This is a genomic window from Janibacter terrae, from assembly GCF_039636765.1.
GTDB lineage: Bacteria > Actinomycetota > Actinomycetes > Actinomycetales > Dermatophilaceae > Janibacter > Janibacter terrae.
The window spans coordinates 2,603,971-2,625,085 of sequence record NZ_CP144167.1 but is presented as its reverse complement, the minus strand read 5'-3'; the positions used below and the strand labels follow the sequence as shown (position 1 = coordinate 2,625,085).

General features: G+C 71.3%; 20 protein-coding genes. 15 read left to right on the top strand and 5 right to left on the bottom strand.

The genetic code is table 11. From position 1 onward, the window contains the following. The first annotated feature begins 36 nt into the window (after positions 1–36). From hrcA to V3C34_RS12910, 12 genes are all read left to right on the top strand, one after another. On the top strand, positions 37–1,071 hold the full coding sequence (gene hrcA, locus V3C34_RS12965; RefSeq protein WP_338537928.1) for a heat-inducible transcriptional repressor HrcA: 1,035 nt from the start codon (positions 37–39) through the stop codon (positions 1,069–1,071). Between the two features lie 50 nt (positions 1,072–1,121). Beyond that, complete coding sequence (gene dnaJ / locus V3C34_RS12960; RefSeq protein WP_068323037.1) at positions 1,122–2,246, top strand: molecular chaperone DnaJ; 1,125 nt, start codon at positions 1,122–1,124, stop codon at positions 2,244–2,246. A 4-nt stretch (positions 2,247–2,250) separates the two neighbouring features. Continuing rightward, positions 2,251–2,994, top strand: a complete 744-nt coding sequence (locus V3C34_RS12955) for a 16S rRNA (uracil(1498)-N(3))-methyltransferase (RefSeq protein WP_068423491.1) — start codon at positions 2,251–2,253, stop codon at positions 2,992–2,994. 86 nt (positions 2,995–3,080) lie between these two features. After that, on the top strand, positions 3,081–4,070 hold the full coding sequence (locus V3C34_RS12950; RefSeq protein WP_346007341.1) for a hypothetical protein: 990 nt from the start codon (positions 3,081–3,083) through the stop codon (positions 4,068–4,070). Next, complete coding sequence (locus V3C34_RS12945) at positions 4,067–4,867, top strand: hypothetical protein (RefSeq protein ID WP_068323046.1); 801 nt, start codon at positions 4,067–4,069, stop codon at positions 4,865–4,867. The genes V3C34_RS12950 and V3C34_RS12945 overlap by 4 nt, the downstream gene beginning before the upstream one ends. Continuing rightward, the gene (locus V3C34_RS12940; RefSeq protein WP_346007340.1) at positions 4,849–5,679 is read left to right on the top strand and encodes a hypothetical protein; all 831 of its coding nucleotides are present in this window, start codon (positions 4,849–4,851) and stop codon (positions 5,677–5,679) included. Before V3C34_RS12945 ends, V3C34_RS12940 begins: the two co-directional genes overlap by 19 nt. 13 nt (positions 5,680–5,692) lie before the next feature. Further along, positions 5,693–6,745 carry a PhoH family protein gene (locus V3C34_RS12935; RefSeq protein WP_082807440.1) on the top strand — a complete coding sequence of 351 codons (1,053 nt, stop codon included), beginning with the start codon at positions 5,693–5,695 and terminating at the stop codon, positions 6,743–6,745. Then, positions 6,742–7,212 carry an rRNA maturation RNase YbeY gene (gene ybeY / locus V3C34_RS12930; protein WP_068323052.1) on the top strand — a complete coding sequence of 157 codons (471 nt, stop codon included), beginning with the start codon at positions 6,742–6,744 and terminating at the stop codon, positions 7,210–7,212. The genes V3C34_RS12935 and ybeY overlap by 4 nt, the downstream gene beginning before the upstream one ends. Then, on the top strand, positions 7,209–8,501 hold the full coding sequence (locus tag V3C34_RS12925; RefSeq protein WP_068323055.1) for a hemolysin family protein: 1,293 nt from the start codon (positions 7,209–7,211) through the stop codon (positions 8,499–8,501). The genes ybeY and V3C34_RS12925 overlap by 4 nt, the downstream gene beginning before the upstream one ends. Beyond that, a complete protein-coding gene (era, locus tag V3C34_RS12920; RefSeq protein ID WP_346007339.1) occupies positions 8,498–9,430 on the top strand; it encodes a GTPase Era in 933 nt (310 codons plus the stop codon). Before V3C34_RS12925 ends, era begins: the two co-directional genes overlap by 4 nt. 161 nt (positions 9,431–9,591) lie before the next feature. Continuing rightward, on the top strand, positions 9,592–11,430 hold the full coding sequence (locus V3C34_RS12915) for a BCCT family transporter (protein ID WP_068423506.1): 1,839 nt from the start codon (positions 9,592–9,594) through the stop codon (positions 11,428–11,430). Positions 11,431–11,496: 66 nt separating this feature from the next. Beyond that, positions 11,497–12,534, top strand: a complete 1,038-nt coding sequence (locus tag V3C34_RS12910; protein WP_068323064.1) for an aspartate-semialdehyde dehydrogenase — start codon at positions 11,497–11,499, stop codon at positions 12,532–12,534. Positions 12,535–12,700: 166 nt separating this feature from the next. On the opposite strand, the gene V3C34_RS12905 is transcribed toward V3C34_RS12910, so the two are convergent. From V3C34_RS12905 to V3C34_RS12890, 4 genes are read right to left on the bottom strand one after another with little or no spacing between them, the layout of a single operon-like run. Continuing rightward, entirely contained in the window at positions 12,701–13,093 is a 393-nt protein-coding gene (locus tag V3C34_RS12905; RefSeq protein WP_068323067.1) for a universal stress protein, read from the bottom strand. Next, entirely contained in the window at positions 13,090–14,601 is a 1,512-nt protein-coding gene (locus V3C34_RS12900) for a tripartite tricarboxylate transporter permease (RefSeq protein ID WP_068323070.1), read from the bottom strand. The genes V3C34_RS12905 and V3C34_RS12900 overlap by 4 nt, the downstream gene beginning before the upstream one ends. Further along, positions 14,601–15,131, bottom strand: coding sequence for a tripartite tricarboxylate transporter TctB family protein (locus tag V3C34_RS12895; RefSeq protein WP_345913967.1), 531 nt, complete (start codon positions 15,129–15,131; stop codon positions 14,601–14,603). The genes V3C34_RS12900 and V3C34_RS12895 overlap by 1 nt, the downstream gene beginning before the upstream one ends. Beyond that, on the bottom strand, positions 15,128–16,117 hold the full coding sequence (locus tag V3C34_RS12890) for a Bug family tripartite tricarboxylate transporter substrate binding protein (protein WP_068323076.1): 990 nt from the start codon (positions 16,115–16,117) through the stop codon (positions 15,128–15,130). The genes V3C34_RS12895 and V3C34_RS12890 overlap by 4 nt, the downstream gene beginning before the upstream one ends. A gap of 121 nt (positions 16,118–16,238) precedes the next feature. Here V3C34_RS12890 and V3C34_RS12885 point away from each other — a divergent pair, with 121 nt between their 5' ends. The 3 genes from V3C34_RS12885 to leuA all read left to right on the top strand — a co-directional run bounded on the left by V3C34_RS12885 (position 16,239) and on the right by leuA (position 20,404). Next, on the top strand, positions 16,239–17,819 hold the full coding sequence (locus V3C34_RS12885; protein ID WP_211596801.1) for a sensor histidine kinase: 1,581 nt from the start codon (positions 16,239–16,241) through the stop codon (positions 17,817–17,819). Next, on the top strand, positions 17,816–18,514 hold the full coding sequence (locus V3C34_RS12880; protein WP_346007338.1) for a response regulator: 699 nt from the start codon (positions 17,816–17,818) through the stop codon (positions 18,512–18,514). Before V3C34_RS12885 ends, V3C34_RS12880 begins: the two co-directional genes overlap by 4 nt. A gap of 153 nt (positions 18,515–18,667) precedes the next feature. Then, entirely contained in the window at positions 18,668–20,404 is a 1,737-nt protein-coding gene (gene leuA, locus V3C34_RS12875; RefSeq protein WP_068323087.1) for a 2-isopropylmalate synthase, read from the top strand. A 42-nt stretch (positions 20,405–20,446) separates the two neighbouring features. On the opposite strand, the gene V3C34_RS12870 is transcribed toward leuA, so the two are convergent. Beyond that, positions 20,447–21,070, bottom strand: a complete 624-nt coding sequence (locus V3C34_RS12870) for an alpha-ketoglutarate-dependent dioxygenase AlkB (protein WP_338537937.1) — start codon at positions 21,068–21,070, stop codon at positions 20,447–20,449. Between the last annotated feature and the right edge of the window lie 45 nt (positions 21,071–21,115).

The window sequence follows — 21,115 nt, the reverse complement described above, 5'->3', positions numbered from 1 at the left end:
CACTCAGTCGGACCGAGTGCCAGCGAAGGAGGCAGCATGAGTCAGGAACGCCGGATGGCCGTGCTCAGCGCCATCGTCGAGGACTACGTGCAGACCTCGGAGCCCGTCGGCTCCAAGGCGTTGCTCGACCGGCACCAGCTCAACGTCTCCGCGGCGACCGTCCGCAACGACATGGCGGTGCTCGAGGACGAGGGCCTCATCGTCGCGCCGCACACCTCGGCCGGTCGGATCCCGACCGATGCCGGGTACCGGCTCTTCGTCGACCGGCTGGCCGCCATCCGACCGATGTCGAAGGGGGAGCGCGCCGCGATCACCGACTACCTCGAGGGCGCCGACGACCTCGACGTCGTCCTCGACCGCACGGTGCGGCTGCTCTCGACGCTCACCCGCCAGGTCGCCGTCGTGCAGTACCCCTCGCTCACCCGCAGCACCGTCAAGCACATCGAGCTGGTGCCGATGGCGCAGACCCGGCTCATGGTCGTCGTCATCATGGGTACCGGTCGGGTCGAGCAGCGCATCGTGCCGATCGGCGTCGACTACCTGACGACGGCGGGGGCCGACGCCCTGGCGAGCGCCCGGGCCCGGATCAACGCCGCGACCCGGGAGCGTCGTCTCGCCGACGCCCTCACCTCGCTGGCGACCCTCCACGAGGAGGACAGCCAGACCGAGGACGCCCTGACGGCGGGGGTGCTCGCGGCGCTCGAGGAGGCGCTCGCCGAGGAGCGCGCGACCAAGGTGACGCTGGCCGGCACGGCCAACCTCGCCCGCAGCTCGAGCGACTTCCCGATGACGCTCGAGCCGGTGCTCGACGCGCTCGAGCAGCACGTCGTGCTGCTGCGGCTGCTCAGTGCCGAGGCGGGCCACGACGCCACGGGCGTCTCGGTGCGCATCGGCTCCGAGAACCCCGTCACCGGGCTGCAGAGCACCTCGCTCATCACCTCGGGCTACGGCTCGGGCGACGAGCAGGTCGGCGCCGTCGGCGTGCTCGGCCCGACCCGGATGGACTACCCGGCGACGATGGCGCAGGTGCGTGCCGTCGCCACCTACCTCTCGCGGATCATGGACGCCTGACCGGCGTCCACCCGCACCGACCACCACCACGACCCACGAGGACGTCACGCGTGAACGACTACTACGAGGACCTCGGCGTCAGCCGGCAGGCCACGCCCGAGGAGATCAAGCGGGCCTACCGCAAGCTCGCCCGCACCCTCCACCCGGACGTCAACCCGGGCCCGGAGGCGGAGGAGAGGTTCAAGGCCGTCTCCCAGGCCTACGACGTGCTCTCCGACGAGACCAAGCGGCGCCAGTACGACATGGGCGCCGACCCGTACGGCGGTGCGCACGAGGGCTTCGGTGCCGGCTTCAGCTTCAGCGACATCATGGAGCAGTTCTTCGGCCAGGCGGGCGGCGGCGGCGGCCGCGGCCCCCGCTCGCGCTCCTCGCGCGGCCAGGACGGCCTCGTCGGGCTGGAGATCGACCTCGCGACCGCCGTCTTCGGCGGCCAGGAGGACCTGACGATCGACACCGCGGCGGTCTGCGGCTCGTGCTCCGGCGACGGTGCCCAGCCCGGCACCGGCCGACGCACCTGCGACACCTGTGGTGGCCGCGGTGAGGTCCAGCAGGTGCAGCGTTCCTTCCTCGGGCAGGTCATGACGACCCGTCCGTGCCCGACCTGCCAGGGCTACGGCGAGGTCATCCCCAACCCCTGCCACGAGTGCTCCGGCCAGGGCCGGGTCCGCAGCCGCCGCACGATGAAGGTGCGCATCCCCGCCGGCGTCGACTCCGGCACCCGCATCCACCTCGCGGGCGAAGGGGAGGTCGGTCCCGGTGGCGGTCCGGCCGGCGACCTCTACGTGGAGCTGCGCGTGCGTGACCACGCGACCTTCACCCGCCGCGGTGACGACCTGCACGCCTCGGTCTCGGTGCCGATGACCGCGGCGGCACTCGGCGTGACGATGAGCTTCGCGACCCTCGACGGGGAGCAGGAGATCGCCGTCAAGCGCGGCACCCAGCCGGGCGACACGATCGTCCTGCCCGGTCTGGGCGTGACCCACCTGCGGGTCGAGGGCCGCGGCGACCTCGTCATCCACATGGACGTGCGCACGCCCACCAGGCTCGACGCGGAGCAGGAGCAGCTGCTGCGCCAGCTCGCGCAGGTCCGCGACGAGGAGCAGCCCGACGGCGAGCTCGACGACGTCGACTCCGGCTTCGTCGGGCGCCTGCGCCACGCCTTCAAGGGACGCTGACCGCGTGACCGCACCGCTCTTCCTCGTCGACCCCGGGGCCCTCGACGGCCTCGGGGTCGACGGCGTCGTCGACCTCACCGGTCCCGAGGCGCACCACGCGGCGACGGTCGTGCGCCTCGCCGTGGGGGAGGAGGTGCTCGTCGCCGACCGGGGCGGCGCCCGGGTGCTCACGACGGCCGAGGCCGTGGCCGGCGACCTCGTGCGCCTGCGGGTCACGGCCCGCGCCGACGAGCCGGAGCCGTCCGTGCGCCTGACGCTCGTGCAGGCGCTGTCCAAGGACGGCCGGGACGAGGACGCGGTCGAGGCCGCGACCGAGCTCGGCGTCGACGCCGTCGTGCCCTGGCAGGCGGACCGCTCGATCGTCCGGTGGAAGGGCCCGAAGGTCGACAAGGGCCGCCGCAAGTGGGCCAACGTCGTCGAGCGCGCGGCCAAGCAGTCCCGGCGCGGCCGGTGGCCGCGCCTCGGCGACCTCGTGACCACCGCGGGGCTCGCCGACCTCTGCGGGGCGGGGGTGACCCCCTTCGTCCTGCACGAGGACGCGAGCACCCCGCTCGCCACCGTCGAGCTGCCCGAGGCCGGCGAGGTCCTCCTCGTCGTCGGTCCCGAGGGTGGCATCTCCCCGCAGGAGGTCGAGCGCCTGGTCGCTGCCGGCGCGACCCCGGTGCGTCTCGGCGCGCAGGTCCTGCGGGCCTCCACGGCCGGACCCGCCGCGATCGCCGTGGTGAGCTCTCGCGGCCGCTGGCACTGAGCGAAGGGGGAGTCCTCCCCCTCGCGCGGCCGCTGCGGCGCCCCTAGTGTTCAGCAGGACCGAGGCCGAGGAGCAGGGGAGCAGACATGAGCGTCACCGAGGGCATGGATGCGGCTCGCATCCACCTGATCGCGGGTCGGCTGCAGCGCAGCAGCGAGCAGCTGGGGGAGCTCGGGACGCGGGGGCGCGGGCAGCTCTCGGTGCTCCACGGCGCGTGGGCGGGTCCCGACCTGGAGGACTTCGGACGCGAGTGGGGCGCTGCCGAGAGGTCGCTCCAGGCCGCCGGCCAGACCCTGTCGATGCTGAGCACGCGGTTGCGCGCCGAGGCGGGGGAGCAGGACGACACGTCGTCCTCCACGGGGAGCGTCCTCGGCGGAGGCGGTCTGCCCACCGGCCCCGGCCCGGGCGGTCCCGGCGGGCCGTCCGGTCCCGAGGGGGTCCCGTGGCTGGAGAACCTCTCCACGTGGGTCGGACGCGTCGGGGCCCTCGACGGCGTCAACGACATCATCAGGGCGCTCAACGCCGGTCGCGGCCTCGGTGCCCTGCTGAGCGGGATCCCGGCGCTGACCCGTCCGATCCTCTCGCCGGCCGCCCGGCTCGGGCTCTACCTGCAGGCGGAGCTGACCCACCCACTCTTCGGCAGGGGGGCAGCGGCACTCTTCGGCAGCTCGCGCCTGGCGCCGCTGTTCAACTCCAGCCGGCTGGCCGCCCTCACCCGTGGGTTCGGTCGCCTCCTGGGTCCGCTGTCCGTCGGTGTCGGGGCCTACGACCTCGTCCGGGGGGTCCGGGAGGGCGACTGGTCCCAGGCGATCTCCGGCGGCCTGGGCATCGCCTCGGTCGCGGCGCCCCTCCTCATCGCCTCCGGGCCCGTCGGCTGGGCCGTCGCCGGCGGCCTGGCCATCGGCTCCTTCGTCGTCAGCCAGTGGGGTGACGACATCGCCGCGGGCGCGCAGCAGGCGTGGGACTGGACGGGAGACCGGCTGTCCGACATCGGTGACAGCGCGCAGAGCTTCGTCGAGGACGCCGGTAGTGTCCTCTCGTCCGGCCTCAACACCATCGGAGGGCTGTTCTCGTGACCGACACCACCGCCGCCGAGGCGCCGCTGCTCGACCTCGTGGCGAGCGACGAGGCCCAGCGCGTGTGCGCCGAGCTGCTCGACACCGCCCGCACCTCGCAGCTGCCGCTCGAGATCGGCACCCTCACCGACGAGGAGCTCGTCGCCTACCTCGGGTCCGAGGACGCGGCCGGACCCATGGGCGTCTGGTACTCCTCCCTCGTCGTCGAGGCCAAGCAGCTGACCCAGTTCGCCACGCTCCGGGCGCTCACGGCGCGCGGTCAGTTCCTCCAGCTCGTCGACGAGAGCGGCCAGGAGGCCTACCGGCTCGCCGAGCCGGTGCTGGCGACGCTGCGCCTGCGCGACACCGAGCCGCGCCTGTCCGCGCAGACCGCGCGTGACGACGGCCCCTGGTGGTACCTCCTGCGTCCGCTCGAGGGTGGGCTGTGGCTGCGCGAGGTCGTCACGCCCGCCGGGATGCACAGCTTCCACATCGTGCGGGTCGAGGACGAGGAGGAGCTCTTCCTCACGGTCGTCGGTGTCACCGCGGGGGCCCCGGCGGCCGCGGTCGAGGCCGACCTGACGCCTGCGCAGCTCGAGACGCAGACCGAGGACAACTCCTTCCTCGCCGACTGCACGCACTCGACCTCGCTCATGGCGATCAGCCCCGGCCAGGCCACCCCGGACGTGCTCAACATCCACGTGGGGCAGGACGCCGCGGTCTTCCTCGGGCGCCGCATGGGCGAGCACATGGCCTTCCGCGGGGCGCCCGGTCAGGTCGTCGTCGACACCTGGCGATCGTGGGTCGCCGCCCAGTGAGCCGGGCCTTCTACCGGTGGTCCGGGGGGACGCCCGCGGACCACGAGGCCCTGGCGTGGTTCTCGTCGGCCACCCCGGGCCGCATGGGTCCGCTCGTCGCCCGGTTCCGTGGTGGGATCGGCGTCGGTGCGTGGGTGCGGATCGTCGGCGTCGGTCTCGGCGTCGGCGTCGTCCTCGGTGTCCTCGTCCTGCTCCTCGCCCCGGGCGCCGCGCTGGTGGCGGCCGTCGCCGCCTGCGCCGTCACGGTCGTCGTCGCGGTCCTGGCAGCGACGGGCGCACTGCTCGCGGCGCGGCGGTACCGCTACGACGTGCACGCCCACGGCCTGGTGCTGCGCGGCCTGCGCGGGGGGTACGACGTCCTCCCGTGGGCGAGCCTCGACCCCGGACGCGTCTTCATCGCGCGCAGCGTCCGCGCGATGACCCGCATGCCCATCGCCCTCCACCGCCAGCGGGCGGCCTTCCCGCCCGGCGTGGTCCTCAACGGGTGGACCAACAGCCCCACCGGGACCCACGAGGTCGTCGAGGCCTTCTCCGGCGGTTACCGGTACCAGCCGACGGCGGGCGAGACCCCGTTCGGCTGGTGGCAGCTGGGCGTCACCGACCCGGCAGCGCTGCTCGGCGCGATCGAGCACGCCATGGTCGCCGACGGCTACGCGGCCGCCGGGCTCACCCCCTTCGCCCTCTCGCGTCGGTACTCGGCCGGTGATCTGCGCCGCGACCCGACGATCCAGCGGGAGCGGCAGCTCACCGACCCGGTGATCGGGCTCCCGACCGCCGCACGGCCGTCGCCCGCGGGACCCGCGGGCCCGTAGAATCAGGAGCACGATGCCTCAATCCGACCATCCCGACCTGCGCGCGCTCGACGCGATCTCCGACGACCCCCGAGCGGCTGCCCCCGACGGCGCCCCGAGCGTCCAGCAGACCATCGTCCTGCCCGACAACATGCCCATGGTCAGCGTCCTCGGTCCGACCGACGAGCTGCTGCGCACCATGGAGCGGGCCTTCCCCAAGACCGAGATCCTCGTGCGCGGCAACGAGTTCCGTCTGCGCGGTCCCGCCGATGACCTCGAGGTCATCGACCGGCTCCTCGACGAGATCATGGAGATCGTCGAGGCCGGCCACCCGCTCAACAAGGACGCGGTCGAGCGCGCGATCACCATGCTGCGCGGCCAGACCCGGGAGCGGCCGGCCGACGTGCTGACGATGAACATCGTCTCCAACCGCGGCCGCACGATCCGCCCCAAGACGCTGGGCCAGAAGCACTACGTCGACGCGATCGGCGACAACACGGTGATCTTCGGCATCGGGCCGGCGGGCACCGGCAAGACCTACCTCGCGATGGCCAAGGCCGTGGCGGCCCTGCAGGCCAAGCAGGTCGCGCGGATCATCCTCACCCGACCGGCCGTCGAGGCGGGGGAGAAGCTCGGCTTCCTGCCCGGCACGCTCGGCGACAAGATCGACCCGTACCTGCGACCGCTCTACGACGCGCTGCACGACATGATCGACCCCGAGTCGATCCCGCGCCTCATGGCCGCGGGCACCATCGAGGTCGCCCCGCTGGCGTTCATGCGCGGCCGCACCCTCAACGACTCCTTCATCATCCTCGACGAGGCGCAGAACACCTCGCCCGAGCAGATGAAGATGTTCCTCACCCGCCTCGGGTTCGGCTCCAAGATGGTCGTCACGGGTGACACCAGCCAGGTCGACCTGCCCGGCGGCACCGAGTCGGGCCTGAAGGTCGTCCAGCGCATCCTCACCGACATCGAGGGCGTCGAGTTCGTCCACCTCGACGCCTCCGACGTCGTCCGGCACCGGCTCGTCGGCGAGATCGTCGGCGCCTACGACCGCTACGACGCGACGAAGGGGCAGCGCCGATGAGCGTCGACATCCTCAACGAGACCGACCACACCGTCGACGAGACCGAGTTCGTCGACCTCAGCCGCTACGTGCTCGAGCAGATGCGTGTGCACCCGCAGGCCGAGCTGTGCATCCGCCTCGTCGACGAGCCGACGATGACCGTCCTGCACGAGCAGTGGATGGACCTCGCCGGGCCGACCGACGTCATGAGCTTCCCCATGGACGAGCTGCGGCCCGGCCGCGAGGGGGAGAGCCCGCTCGAGGGTGTCCTCGGCGACATCGTCCTGTGCCCCTCGGTCGCCGAGGCCCAGGCGGTCGCCGCCGGGCACGCCACGATCGAGGAGATGCTGCTGCTCACGACCCACGGCATCCTCCACCTGCTCGGCTACGACCACGCGGAGCCGGACGAGGAGAAGGAGATGTTCGAGCTGCAGCGCCAGCTGCTCCTGACCTTCCTCGCGACCCGTGGCCGGGGGGACACGGGGTGACGAGCCTCATCGTCGGCGCGATCGTCTCGATCGTCGCCGCGTTCGGCCTCACCCTCATCGACGCCGCGATCGGTTCCGCCTCGCGCGTCGCCGCCGAGGAGGCGGACAGCGAGGGACGAAGGGGGGCCCCCGCCCTCCGCGAGATCCTCGCCGACAGCGCCGGGCCGATCTCGGTGATCGCCTTCCTGCGCGCCGTCGCCGAGGCCGTGGCCGCGGTGCTCATCACCCTCGTCGTCGTCGACCAAGTCGAGCGGACGTGGTTGGCGCTGCTCGTCTCCGCCGCGATCATGGTCGTCGTGACCTTCGTGCTCGTCGGCGTCTCGCCGCGCACCCTCGGTCGCCAGCACAGCACCGCGATCGCGCTGGCGACGGCTCCCTTCGTCATCTGGATGCGGCGGTTGCTCGGGCCGGTCGCCCGCCTGCTCGTCACCTTCGGCAATGCCGTGACCCCCGGGCGCGGGTACCGCGACGGACCCTTCCGCTCCGAGGCCGAGCTGCGCGACCTGCTCGACCTCGCCGGGGAGTCGGCGATCATCGAGGACGAGGAGCGCGACATGCTCCACTCCGTCTTCGAGCTCGGGGACACGCTCGCGGGCGAGGTCATGGTGCCGCGCACCGACATGATCACCATCGAGTCCGACAAGCCGGCGCGCAAGGCGCTCAACCTCTTCATCCGCTCCGGCTTCTCCCGGGTGCCCGTCGTGGGGGACGACACCGACGACATCGTCGGGCTGCTCTACCTCAAGGACGTCGTGCGACAGGTGCTCGCGGACGAGAGGAGCTCCGGGCGGGCGGTCGAGGACTTCATGCGGCCGGCCCCCTTCGTCCCCGAGAGCAAGCCGGTCGACGAGCTGCTGCGCGAGATGCAGCGCGACCAGATCCACGCCGCGATCGTCGTCGACGAGTACGGCGGCACGGCCGGGCTCGTGACGATCGAGGACATCCTCGAGGAGATCGTCGGTGAGATCACCGACGAGTACGACCGCGAGGGGCCCGGCATCGAGGACCTCGGTGACGGGCGCCACCGCGTCCCCGCCGGCATGCACGTCGACGACCTCGGCGAGCTGTACGGCGTCGACCTCGACGACGAGGAGGTCGACACGGTCGGCGGGCTCATCGGCAAGGTCACGGGCCGGGTCCCGATCATCGGGGCCCGCGCCGAGGTGGCCGGTCTGTCGCTCACTGCTGAGAAGATGTCCGGACGACAGCACCGCATCGCCACCGTCATCGTCGAGCCCCTCGCGGCCGACGCCACCGGCGGCCACGAGCAGGAGGAGATCGGGGCATGACGCAGGACCAGGACGAGGCCACCTGGCGGGCGGGGTTCGCCTGCCTCGTCGGGCGACCCAATGCCGGCAAGTCGACGCTGACCAACGCCCTCGTCGGCGACAAGGTCGCGATCACCTCGAGCAAGCCGCAGACCACGCGGCACACGATCCGCGGCATCGTGACGCGCGACCACCAGCAGGTCGTCCTCGTCGACACACCGGGGCTGCACAAGCCGCGCACCCTGCTCGGGGAGCGGCTCAACGACCTCGTGCGCGAGACGCTGCTCGAGGTCGACGTCATCGGCTTCTGCCTGCCGGCCGACCAGAAGATCGGGCCGGGGGACAGCTACATCGCGGCCGACCTGGCCGAGCTGCAGCGCGCCAAGCGGGTGCCCGTCGTCGCCATCGCCACCAAGGCCGACAAGGTCGACCGGGAGCGCCTCGCGGAGCACCTCATCGCCATCGACCAGCTGGGGGACTGGGCCGCGATCGTGCCCTGCTCGGCGGTGCGCGGCGACCAGATCGAGGACGTGCTCGCCGTGCTCGGCGAGCACCTGCCCCCTTCGCCCGCGCCGCTGTACCCCACGGACCAGCTGACGGACGAGGACGACGAGACGATGATCGCCGAGCTCGTCCGCGAGGCCGCCCTCGAGGGCGTGCGCGACGAGCTCCCGCACAGCCTCGCGGTCGTCGTCGAGGAGATCGTCCCGCGGGAGGGCCGGCCCGGGCACGACCCGATGCTCGATGTGCGGGTCAACGTCTTCGTCGAGCGCGACAGCCAGAAGGCGATCATCATCGGCCGGGGCGGGTCTCGCCTGCGCGAGGTCGGCACCACGGCCCGGGTAGGGATCGAGAAGCTGCTCGGTCAGAAGGTCTTCCTCGACCTGCACGTCAAGGTCGCCAAGGACTGGCAGCGCGACCCCAAGCAGCTCCAGCGCCTGGGGTTCTGAGACCGCGGCCCGAGGTCACGAGCCGGTCACGAGCATTTGGGCGCAGGCCGGTGGGTGGGTCAGAGTGAATGGTTGGGCAGTGCGCTGCCCGACGCCACCCAACTCGACAACAGGAGGAGTGGCCCCGGCCGAACCCCTGCCGACCGGGCCATGTACACAACGTGACCGAACCTACGCAACCGCCGACCTCCGGACGTGACGCCGCACCGCGCGACACCCGTCGCGTCGACCACCCGGCCCTCGAGCCGCGGCTCATCGCCAAGACCGACCGCCTCGGCATCGACTGGATCGTCTTCGGCATCACTGCCGTCCTCGCGATCGCCTTCGTCCTCTGGGGCGTCATCAGCACGGCCTCCCTCTCCGATGCATCGACATCGGGTGTCGACTGGGTCGTGACGAACACCGGTTGGCTCTTCGCCCTCGCCTCGACCGGCTTCGTCTTCTTCGTCGTCTGGCTCGCGGCCAGCAAGTACGGCAACATCCCGCTGGGCGCCGATGGCGAGCAGCCGGAGTTCCGGACCATCTCGTGGATCGCGATGATGTTCTCCGCGGGCATGGGCATCGGCCTGATGTTCTGGGGCGCCGCGGAGCCGTTGGCGCACTACCTCGCCCCACCGCCGGGGACGGGTGCGGAGGGCAACGACCACGTGACGCGCACCGCGATGGCGACGACGCTCTTCCACTGGACGCTGCACCCGTGGGCCATCTACACGGTCGCCGGTCTGGCGATCGGCTACGGGGTCTTCCGCAAGGGCCGCGGCCTGACGATCAGCGCGGTCTTCGAGCCGCTCATCGGCAAGCGCCAGGTGCACGGGCCGGTCGGCAAGGTCATCGACATCTTCGCCATCTTCGCCACGCTCTTCGGCTCTGCGACCTCGCTCGGCCTCGGTGCCCTGCAGATCGCCTCCGGCGCGAAGATCGTCGGCTGGGCCAACGACATCACCAACACGGTGCTCGTCGTGATCATCGTCGTGCTGACGATCTGCTTCATCTTCTCGGCCGTCTCCGGTGTCGAGAAGGGCATCCAGTGGCTCTCCAACACCAACATGGTGCTGGCCTTCCTCCTGGCCGCCTTCGTCTTCATCGCCGGCCCGACGATCTTCATCCTCAACCTCGTGCCGACCTCCCTCGGCACGTACATGCAGCACCTGATGGAGATGGCCGCCCGCACCAACGCGCAGGGCGAGCACGGCATCAAGTCGTGGCTGTCCGGCTGGACGATCTTCTACTGGGCGTGGTGGGTCAGCTGGACCCCCTTCGTCGGCATGTTCATCGCCCGCATCTCCCGCGGTCGCACCATCCGTGAGTTCGTCACCGGCGTCCTCCTCGTGCCGAGCACCGTGAGCCTGATCTGGTTCGCGATCTTCGGTGGCGCCGCCATCAAGGCGCAGGAGATGGGAGCGAGGCTCGACAAGTTCGGCGACGGCGAGGAGAGCACGCTCTTCGCGCTGCTCGACTCGATGCCGTGGGCCGCGGTCACGTCGGTCCTCGTCATGGTGCTCGTCGCGATCTTCTTCGTCTCCGGCGCCGATGCGGCCTCGATCGTCATGGGTTCGCTCAGCCAGCGCGGGACCCTCGAGCCCAACCGGTTCATGGTCGTCTTCTGGGGTGTCGCCACGGGCGCCGCCGCAGCGATCATGCTCGTCATCGGTGGTGAGGACTCGCTGACGGGTCTGCAGCAGGTCACCATCGTCGCGGCGCTGCCCTTCGTGCTCATCATGATCGGCATGGCCGTCGCGCTCGTGCGGGACCTGCAGTCGGACCCGATGGCCATCCGTCGGGCGTACGCCCGCGAGGCGCTCAGGCAGGCCGTCGTGGCCGGTGTCACCGAGCACGGGGACGACTTCGTCCTGTCCATCGACCAGACCGCGCCCGGCGAGGGCATCGACCGCGACAAGGTCGTCCCGGCCTCGGCCACGGACGAGGCGCCGGATGCCCAGGCCGACGAGGAGCACCCGGAGCGACGCGAAGAGCACGGCAGCACGCCGGCCTCGAGCTGAGCGACTCCCTGTCCGGGGCCTGAACGCGATGTGGGCGTTCAGGCCCCGACCTCTATCCTTGGGCGCATGCACATCGGAGTCTTCGGAGCCACCGGCCAGGTCGGACACGTCATGCGAGCACTGCTCGAGGAGCGGGACTTCCCCGTCACCTCGATCCGCTACTTCGCCTCGGCGCGGTCCGCCGGCACGACCCTGCCGTGGAAGGACCAGGAGGTGACGGTCGAGGACACCGCCACCGCGGACTTCTCCGGCCTGGACATCGCGCTCTTCTCCAACGGCGGAGCCACGAGCAAGGAGTGGGCCCCCAAGGTCGCCGCTGCCGGCGCCACCGTCATCGACAACTCCAGCGCGTGGCGCAAGGACCCCGACGTCCCACTCGTCGTGTCCGAGGTCAACGCCGAGGACACCGTCGACCTGCCCAAGGGCATCATCGCCAACCCCAACTGCACGACCATGGCCGCCATGCCCGTGCTCAAGCCGCTGCACGACGAGGCGGGCCTCGTCGCCCTGCGCGTCGCCACCTACCAGGCGGTCTCCGGCTCGGGCGGCAAGGGGCTCGACGAGCTCGACAGCCAGCTGCGCGCCGGGTACGCCTCGGGTGACCCCAAGGACCTCGCGCTCGACGGGTCGGCCCTCACCCTGCCCGCGCCGCAGGTCTACGAGGTGCCGGTCGGCTTCAACGTCGTCCCGGTCGCCGGCTCCGTCCAGGACGACGGCAGCCTCGAGACGGACGAGGAGCAGAAGCTGCGCAACGAGTCGCGCAAGATCCTGCACGTCCCCGACCTGCGCGTCTCGGGCACCTGCGTGCGCGTGCCGGTCTTCACCGGTCACGCGCTGGCGGTCCACGCGGAGTTCGAGCGCGAGATCACGCCCGAGCGCGCCACCGAGCTCCTCGAGGCCGCCGAAGGTGTCGTCGTGACGGCCGTGCCCAACCCGCTCGAGGCCGCCGGCAAGGACGACGTCTACGTCGGCCGGATCCGCGCCGACCAGTCGGTCGTCGACGGCAAGGGGCTGACGCTCTTCGTCGTCGGGGACAACCTGCGCAAGGGCGCGGCCCTCAACGCCGTGCAGATCGCCGAGGCGATCGTCGCCCGACAGGGCTGATACCCGCGCTGCAGCCGTACGCGTCCGACGACGAAGGGAGTGCCCCACCGCTGGGGCACTCCCTTCGTCGTGCTCGTGTGTCGAACCGGTAGCCCGGCGAGTCGGGGACCTCGCCACGGGCGCTGCCGGCACCGGGGGCTACCGGTTCGACACAGAACGACTGCGGTCACCGCGGCGGCTTGACCGCCAGGACCGGGCAGGTGGCGTCGAGCAGGATGCGCTGCGCGGTCGACCCGAGCAGCAGCTTGCCCACGGGCGTGCGGTGGCGCAGCCCGATGACGATGAGCGAGGCGTCGACCCGCGCGGCCTCGTCGAGCACGAGGTCGGCGATGTCCGGGCCCATCGGGCGGGAGACCTCGTGCTCGAGGCCCGAGGCGTCGAGCTGCTGCTGGAGCTCGTCGATGTCGCCCTCGCCGCCGTAGCGCGGGTCGACGAAGGCGTCGCCCTTCGTGGCGTTGACGACGAGGACCCGTTCGCCACGCAGCCTGGCCTCCGAGAGGCCGCGCTCGAGGGCGTGGGTGCTGGCGGGTTCCGGGGTGAAGCCGATGACGACGGTCATGCCGAGACCTCCGAGGTCGTGGTGTCCTTGCGGCCGCGGAGGAGTCCGGTGACCGCCATGCCGATGAGACCGAGGGCGATGATCGCGTAGACGATGACGGCGGCAGGCTCGCTGACGAGCCCGCTCCAGTCGCCGCTCGACAGCAGCAGCGTCTTGCGCAGCTCCTCCTCGACGCGCGGGCCGAGGATGACGCCGATGATCAGCGGCAGCACGGGGACACCGAAGCGCCGCATGCCCAGCCCGACGAGCCCGAAGAAGAGCAGCAGGGCCAGGTCGAACCACTGCAGGTTGACCGCGAGGGCGCCGAGCGAGGCGAAGAAGAGGATGCCCGCGTAGAGGTACGGCCGCGGCGTGCGCAGCAGCTTGGCCCACAGGGGCGCGAGCGGCAGGTTGAGCACGAGCAGCAGGAGGTTGCCGATGAAGAGGCTCGCGATGAGGGTCCAGACGAGCGTGCTCTCGGACTCGAAGAGCGCCGGGCCGGGCTGGATGCCGTAGCCCATCATCGCCGCGAGCATGATCGCCGCCGTGGCGTTGGTCGGCAGGCCGAGGGCCAGCATGGGCACGAGGGTGCCGGCGGCCGAGGCGTTGTTGGCGGCCTCCGGCCCGGCCACGCCCTCGATGGCGCCGTGGCCGAACTCCTCGGGGTGTTTCGAGAGCTTGCGCTCGGTGATGTACGACAGGAAGGTCGGCAGCTCGGCGCCGCCGGCCGGGACCGCTCCGAAGGGGAAGCCGAAGGCGGTGCCGCGCAGCCACGGTTTCCACGAGCGCTTGAGGTCGTCCCTGCCCATCCACGGGCGACCCACGGGGATGATCTCCTGCGGGCGTCGGCGGAGGAAGGCGGCGACCCACAGGGCCTCGCCGATGGCGAAGATCGCGACGGCGACGACGACGATGTCGATGCCGTCGCCGAGGAGCGGGATGCCGAAGGTGGCCCGGCTCTGCCCGGTGAGGCTGTCGATGCCGACGATGCCCACGGCGAGGCCGAGGAAGAGCCCGATGAAGCCGCGCAGCTTGGAGCTGCCGAGGACGGCCGTCACCGCGATGAGCGCCAGGACCATGATCGCGAGGTACGAGGGGTTGCCGAGCTTGACCGCCTGCACGGCGATCCACGGCGCGAAGAAGGTCAGCAGGGTGGTGCCGATCGCACCGGCGATGAAGGAGCCGATCGCCGCGGTGGCCAGGGCCTGTGCCGCCTTGCCCGCCTTGGCCATCTTGTTGCCCTCGATGGCGGTGATGACCGACGAGGACTCGCCGGGCGTGTTGAGCAGGATGGAGGTCGTCGACCCGCCGTACATGCCGCCGTAGTAGATGCCGGCGAACATGATGAACGCGCTGGCGGGCTCGACGTTGTAGGTGATCGGCAGGAGCAGGGCCACGGTCATGGCCGGGCCGATGCCGGGCAGGACGCCGACCGCGGTGCCGAGGAGGACGCCGACGCAGGCGAAGAGCAGGTTGGCAGGGGTGATCGCCGAGCCGAAGCCGTCGATCAGGTGGTTGAGGTTGTCCATCAGAGGATCCCGTCCAGGATGCCCGCGGGGAGCGGGACGCCGAGGGCGACGTAGAAGGCGTAGAAGGTGGCGACCGACAGCACGGCGCCGATGACGAGGTCACGCAGCCAGGTGCGGCTGCCGAGCGTCAGGGAGCACCCGGCGAAGAAGAGCGCCCCGGAGATCGCCCACCCGAGCAGGTCGACGGTGGCGATGAGGAAGACGAAGACGGCGACGAGCTTGGCCACGGTGACCCAGTCGGCCCCTTGGTCGAGGTCGACGTCCTCACCCCCTTCCTCCTCGGGGAGAGAGCCGCGCAGGATGGCGACGCTCAGCAGGGCGGCGGTGAGGTAGAGGAAGCCGGCGACGAGCCAGGGGAAGAACTTCGGTCCGACCGGGTCGGTCTCGGCGAAGTCGTTGCGCAGCCCGGCCGCGTCGACGACGAGGACGGTCGCGACGAGGACGAGGAATCCCACGACGACGAACTGCGCGAGGTCGCGCCGACGCTCGGGCGCGGGGGTCGTGGTGGTGGTCAGGATCGTGTCGTTCACAGCAGTCCCAGCTCCTTCAGGGTCGTCTCGACGCGTTCGTCCTGGGAGGTGAGGAACTCGCCGAACTCGTCTCCGGTCATCCACGCATCGGTCCAGTTGTTCAGCTTCAGCGCCTCCTGCCAGCCGGTGCTGTCATGCATCTGCTGGAGCAGGTCGATGAGCTGCTCCCGACGAGCGGTCGAGATGCCGGGAGGGGCGAGGATCCCGCGCCAGTTGATGAAGGTCAGGTCGACGTCCGACTCCTTGAGCGTCGGCGCGTCGATGCCGGGCACCCGCTCCTCGCCCGAGACGGCGAGGACCTTGACCTGGCCCTTCTCGATCTGCTCGGCGTACTCGCCGAGACCGCTCATGCCGGCCTTGATCTTCGAGCCGAGCAGTGCGGGGAGCAGGTCACCGCCACCGTCGTAGGTCACGTAGTTGACCTTGCGTGGGTCGATGTCGACCGCCTTGGCGAACTCCATCGGGAAGAGGTGGTCGGGGCCGCCGGGGGAGGAGCCTCCGCCGATGCTCACGGCCTTGGGGTCCTGCTGCCATGCCGTGATCAGGTCGGCGATGTCCTTGTAGGGGGAGTCGGCGGGCACGATGACGCCCTCGGACTCCTGGATGAGCCGGGCGAGGGGCGTCATGCCGGAGACACGGGCCTGCGACTTGTTGGTGAATGTCGCGCCGACGACCCCGAGGCCCATGGCCATCATGAGGTCCTCGTTGCCGCGCTCGTTGGCCAGGCGCGCCATGGCGACGGTGCCGCCGGCACCGATGACGTTGAAGACCTCGAAGCGGCTGGTGATCTCGGCGTCCTCCATGACGCGCACGGCGGCGCGACCGGTGAGGTCGTACCCGCCGCCGGGAGAGTTGGGGATCATCATGCGCAGCCGGGTGGAGCCGGCGTCGTCGCCGCGCGTCACGCCGCAGGCGGCGAGCGTGGGGACGGTGAGCGCTCCGAGCGAGGCCAGCAGCAGGGTTCGCCGCGTGGGGCCTGGGGACATGTCGGCACGCCTTTCGTGGGGTGGGTGGTCGATGATGGTCGTTGACGATGGTGGAGGGCGCGCGCGCCCCACGTCACCATTGCGGTCACAAAGGAGGTTGTGGTCATTGCGGTCCCGGCGCGTGCGGTGGAGCCTTGCCGCCCAGTTCCTCGTCTGGCAGCTCGCCGCCCTCCTCCTCGTCCTCCTCGTCGTCGCGGTGATCACCGTGCAGCAGTCGACGCAGGACTTCCGGGCGTCCCGGGAGCAGCGGCTGCTCGCGGTCGCGGAGTCGCTGGCGGCCACACCGGTGGTCCGGTCCGAGCTGGTCGAAGGGGGGAACCGTCGCGCCCTCGACGGGCAGATCGGGCGGGCGGCGAGCCTGTCCGGGGCGCGCACGGTGCAGCTGCTCGACGCGGACGGGACCGTGGCCGCGTCGACCGACGCGACGGACCTCGGGAAGCGGCCGGCACTCGGCCTGGCGGCCAGTGACGGTCGGTCGTGGTCGGGGGACCTGGAGATCGACGGCGCCCGCGCCGTCGGCGGCCAGGCGCCCGTGCTCGCCGACGACGGTCGGGTCCTGGGCGCGGCACTCGTCGTCGAGGAGTACCCGCCGCTCACCCAGCGGCTGTCGCAGGCGGCCCCCGACCTGCTGCTCTTCCTCGGGGCCGCCGCGGCGCTGGGTGTGGCCGGTGCGTGGGGGCTCTCGCGGCTCATCCGGCGCCAGACCCGCGGCCTCGAGCCGGCCGACATCGCGCGGCTGGCCGACCACCAGGAAGCACTGCTCACCGGGATCCACGAAGGGGTCGTGGGGGTCAACGGTGCCGGCGTCATCACGCTCGTCAACACCTCGGCCCAGGAGCTCCTCGGGCTGTCCGAACGGGACGTGGGCCGTCCGGTGGGCGAGGTGCCGGTCCACGGCGGGGTCGCCGAGTTCCTCGCCTCGGCGGAGGACAGCGACCCGACGCTCATCGTCGTCGGGGACCGGACGCTCGTGCTCACCCGGCGTCGCACCTACTTCGACGGGCGGCAGGTCGGGACCGTGACGACGATGGTCGATCGCAGCGACCTGCTGGCCCTGCAGAGCCAGGTGTCGGCGCAGGCGAGCATCACCGACGCCCTGCGGGCGCAGACCCACGAGTTCGACAACCGGCTGCACACGATCTCCGGGCTGGTCCAGCTGCAGGAGTACGACGAGGTGGTCGCCCTCATCGCCGACGTCAACCGACGACGTGGTGAGATCAGCGATGCCGTGACCCGCTACGTCGAGGACCCCCGCGTCGCGGCGCTGCTCATCGCCAAGGTCACCGCCGCGTCCGAGGTCGGCATCGAGCTGTCCATCGAGCCGGAGTCCCACCTGCCGCGCCTGGACCCGGCCGTCGCGGCGGACGTCATCACCGTCGTCGGCAACCTCATCGACAACGCCCTCGACGCGACGCGGGCCAACGGGGGGCGGGAGTCGTCGGTGCGTCTGCTCATGACGGACGACGGCCCGCTCGTGCGGGTCGCCGACACGGGTGCGGGCATCGCACCCGAGGACGTCGACCGGGTCTTCGAGCGCGGGTGGTCGACCAAGCCCTCGGGGGCGGCTGGCCGCGGCATCGGGCTCGCCCTGGTGCAGGCCGTATGCTCCCGGGGCGGTGGCCGGGTGACGGTCGTGCAAGGTGACTTCGGGGCCGTCTTCACCGCATCACTGGGCGGTACCGGGAGCGAGGAGGACCCATGAGCGAGAGTGTCGACGTCGTGGTCGTGGACGACGACTTCCTCGTCGTCAGGGTGCACACGCGCTTCGTCGAGAGCGTCCCGGGCTTCCGGGTCGTCGCGACCGCGCCCACCGGCGCCGCCGCCCTCGAGGCCGTCCGTGAGCACGGACCCGACCTCGTGCTGCTCGACGTCCACCTGCCCGACATGACGGGGATCGAGGTGCTGCGTCGGCTGCGTGCCGAGGGCAACGAGGTCGGTGTCCTCATGGTCACCGCCGCACGTGAGGTCGAGCAGGTGCGGGCGGCCCGGACCGGGGGCGCCGTGGGCTACCTGGTCAAGCCCTTCGGCCAGGCCGATCTGGCCGCCCGCCTGCAGGACTTCAGGGCCGAGCTGCAGCGACTCCAGCGGGTCGACGCCGACACCGCTGCGCAGGAGGACATCGACGCGATCTTCGGCGGGACCCCGGGGGCAGGGACGCCGACAGATGTCCTGCCCAAGGGGCTGAGCGGGGAGACCGGCGAGCTCGTCCTCGCTGCGGTCCGCGGGGCGGGGGACCTCTCCGCCAGCGAGTGCGCGGAGGCGGTCGGGCTCTCCCGGGTCACGGCCCGGCGCTACCTGGAGCACTACGTCGGGACGGGTCGGCTCGAGGGCCGTCAGCAGTACGGACGGGTGGGTCGACCCGAGCGGCGGTACCGCTCCCCTTCGTCCGCATCGTGACCCGCGGCATGCCGCGCCGGGGCGAGGAGTATCATGCTGGGCATGCGGACGGACCTCCTCCTTCTCTGCCGCGGCGAGGCCTGACAGACGGCCACCTCGTCGCGGAGTTCGTGGTGCCGGCCCACACGAGACCCACGCGACGAAGGACAGAGCATGATCCACCCCCAGCAGGCCACCGCGATGCCGGTGCGCAAGTACGTCCCCTTCCAGGACCAGATCGCCGTCGAGCTGCCCGACCGCACGTGGCCCGACCAGGTCATGACGCAGGCACCGCGCTGGTGCGCCGTCGACCTGCGTGACGGCAACCAGGCGCTCATCGACCCGATGGACGCCGAGCGCAAGCTCGCGATGTTCCAGCTGCTCGTCAAGATGGGCTACAAGGAGATCGAGGTCGGTTTCCCGAGCGCGAGCGAGACCGACTACAACTTCTGCCGCGAGCTCATCGACGGCGGCCACATCCCCGACGACGTGACGATCCAGGTGCTCACGCAGTGCCGTGACCACCTCATCGAGAAGACCTTCGACGCCATCGCCGGCAGCAAGCAGGCGATCGTCCACTTCTACAACTCGACCTCCGTCCTGCAGCGACGTGTCGTCTTCAACACCGGCCAGGACGGCATCGTCGACATCGCGCTGCAGGGTGCGCGGCTGTGCAAGAAGCTCGAGGAGACGATCCCGGACACCGACGTCTACTACCAGTACTCGCCGGAGTCGTACACGGGCACCGAGCTCGACTTCGCCGCGCGGATCTGCAACGAGGTCATCGACGTCATCGACCCGACGCCGGACCACAAGATGATCATCAACCTGCCGGCGACGGTCGAGATGGCCACCCCCAACGTCTACGCCGACTCCATCGAGTGGATGAGCCGCCGTCTCGAGCGGCGCGAGTCGATCGTGCTCTCGCTGCACCCCCACAACGACCGCGGCGAAGGGGTGGCTGCCGCCGAGCTCGGCTACCTCGCCGGCGCCGACCGGATCGAGGGGTGCCTCTTCGGCAACGGTGAGCGCACCGGCAACGTCGACCTGGTGACGCTGGGCATGAACCTCTTCAGCCAGGGCATCGACCCGCAGATCGACTTCTCCCAGATGGACGAGATCCGCCGCACCGTCGAGCACTGCACCCAGCTGCCCGTGCACCCGCGTCACCCGTGGGGTGGCGACCTCGTCTACACCGCCTTCTCCGGGTCGCACCAGGACGCGATCAAGAAGGGCTTCGAGGACATGGAGCTGCGGGCCAAGGAGGCCGGCACCGACATCGACGGCATCGACTGGGGCGTGCCCTACCTGCCGATCGACCCGCACGACATCGGCCGCTCGTACGAGGCGGTCGTGCGCGTCAACAGCCAGTCCGGCAAGGGCGGCGTCGCCTACCTGCTGAAGTCCGAGCAGGGCCTGGACCTGCCGCGTCGCCTGCAGATGGAGTTCTCCGCGGTCGTCCAGCGCAAGACCGACACCGACGGTGGCGAGATGAGCGGCCTCGCGCTGTGGGAGGTCTTCAACGACGAGTACCTGCACAGCGAGGACAGGGACGGGTGGGGCCGGTTCCAGCCGGTGCGCACCACGCTGACCGGTGAGGACAACGGCCTCGACCGCATCGAGGGGCACATCCTCGACCGCGGCCAGGAGATCGCGATCTCCGGCAGCGGCAACGGCCCGATCGCCGCCTTCCTCGACGCGCTCGCCCCGCTGGGCGTCGACGTACGGGTCCTCGACTACGCCGAGCACGCGCTGTCCGCCGGTGGCGACGCCCGCGCCGCGGCCTACGTCGAGTGCGCCGTCGGCGAGCGGGTGCTGTGGGGCGTCGGCCTGCACGACTCGATCGTCAAGGCCTCGCTGCGCGCGATCCTCTCGGCGGTCAACCGCGCCGAGCGCGACGCCCAGGCCTGAGCCTGGCGAAGGGGGAGGCGCGAGCCTCCCCCTTCGTGCGTCTCAGCGCACGCCGGCCACGCGGAACTGGATCGACACCCGGGGCCCCACCGCCGCCGAGGTCTTGGGCACCGCGTGGTCCCAGGTGCGCTGGCAGGCGCCGCCCATGACGACGAGGTCGCCGTGGCCGAGCGCGACCCGCTGCGACGGGCCGCCGTCGCGCGGGCGCAGCGCGAGATGGCGGGCTGAGCCGAGGGAGACGATCGCGACCATCGTGTCCTGCTCGCGGCTGCGCCCGATGCGGTCGCCGTGCCAGGCGACCGAGTCCTCGCCGTGGCGGTACAGGCACATGCCGGCGGTGACGAAGGGCTCGCCGAGCTCGCTGGCGTAGTGCTGGGAGAGGCGCTCGCGCATGTCGGCGACGAACGGGTGGGGCAGGGGCTCCCCTGCGCGGTAGAAGCAGGTCAGGCGCGGCACGTCGACGACGGAGTCGTACATCTTGCGCCGCTCCGCCCGCCACGGGACCTCGTGCAGGAGCGTGTCGAGCACCTCGTCGGTGCCGCACGCCCATCCCGGCACGAGGTCCAGCCAGGCGGTGCCGTCGAGGAATCGCCGGTGACGCCGCTCGAGGTCACCGAGCGTGGGGGAGTCGGCCGTGTCGAAGAGCGAGGACTGGAGCGCCTGCATCCCACGACCCTAGCAGCCCCTCGAACACACGTTCGATGAGCGCCA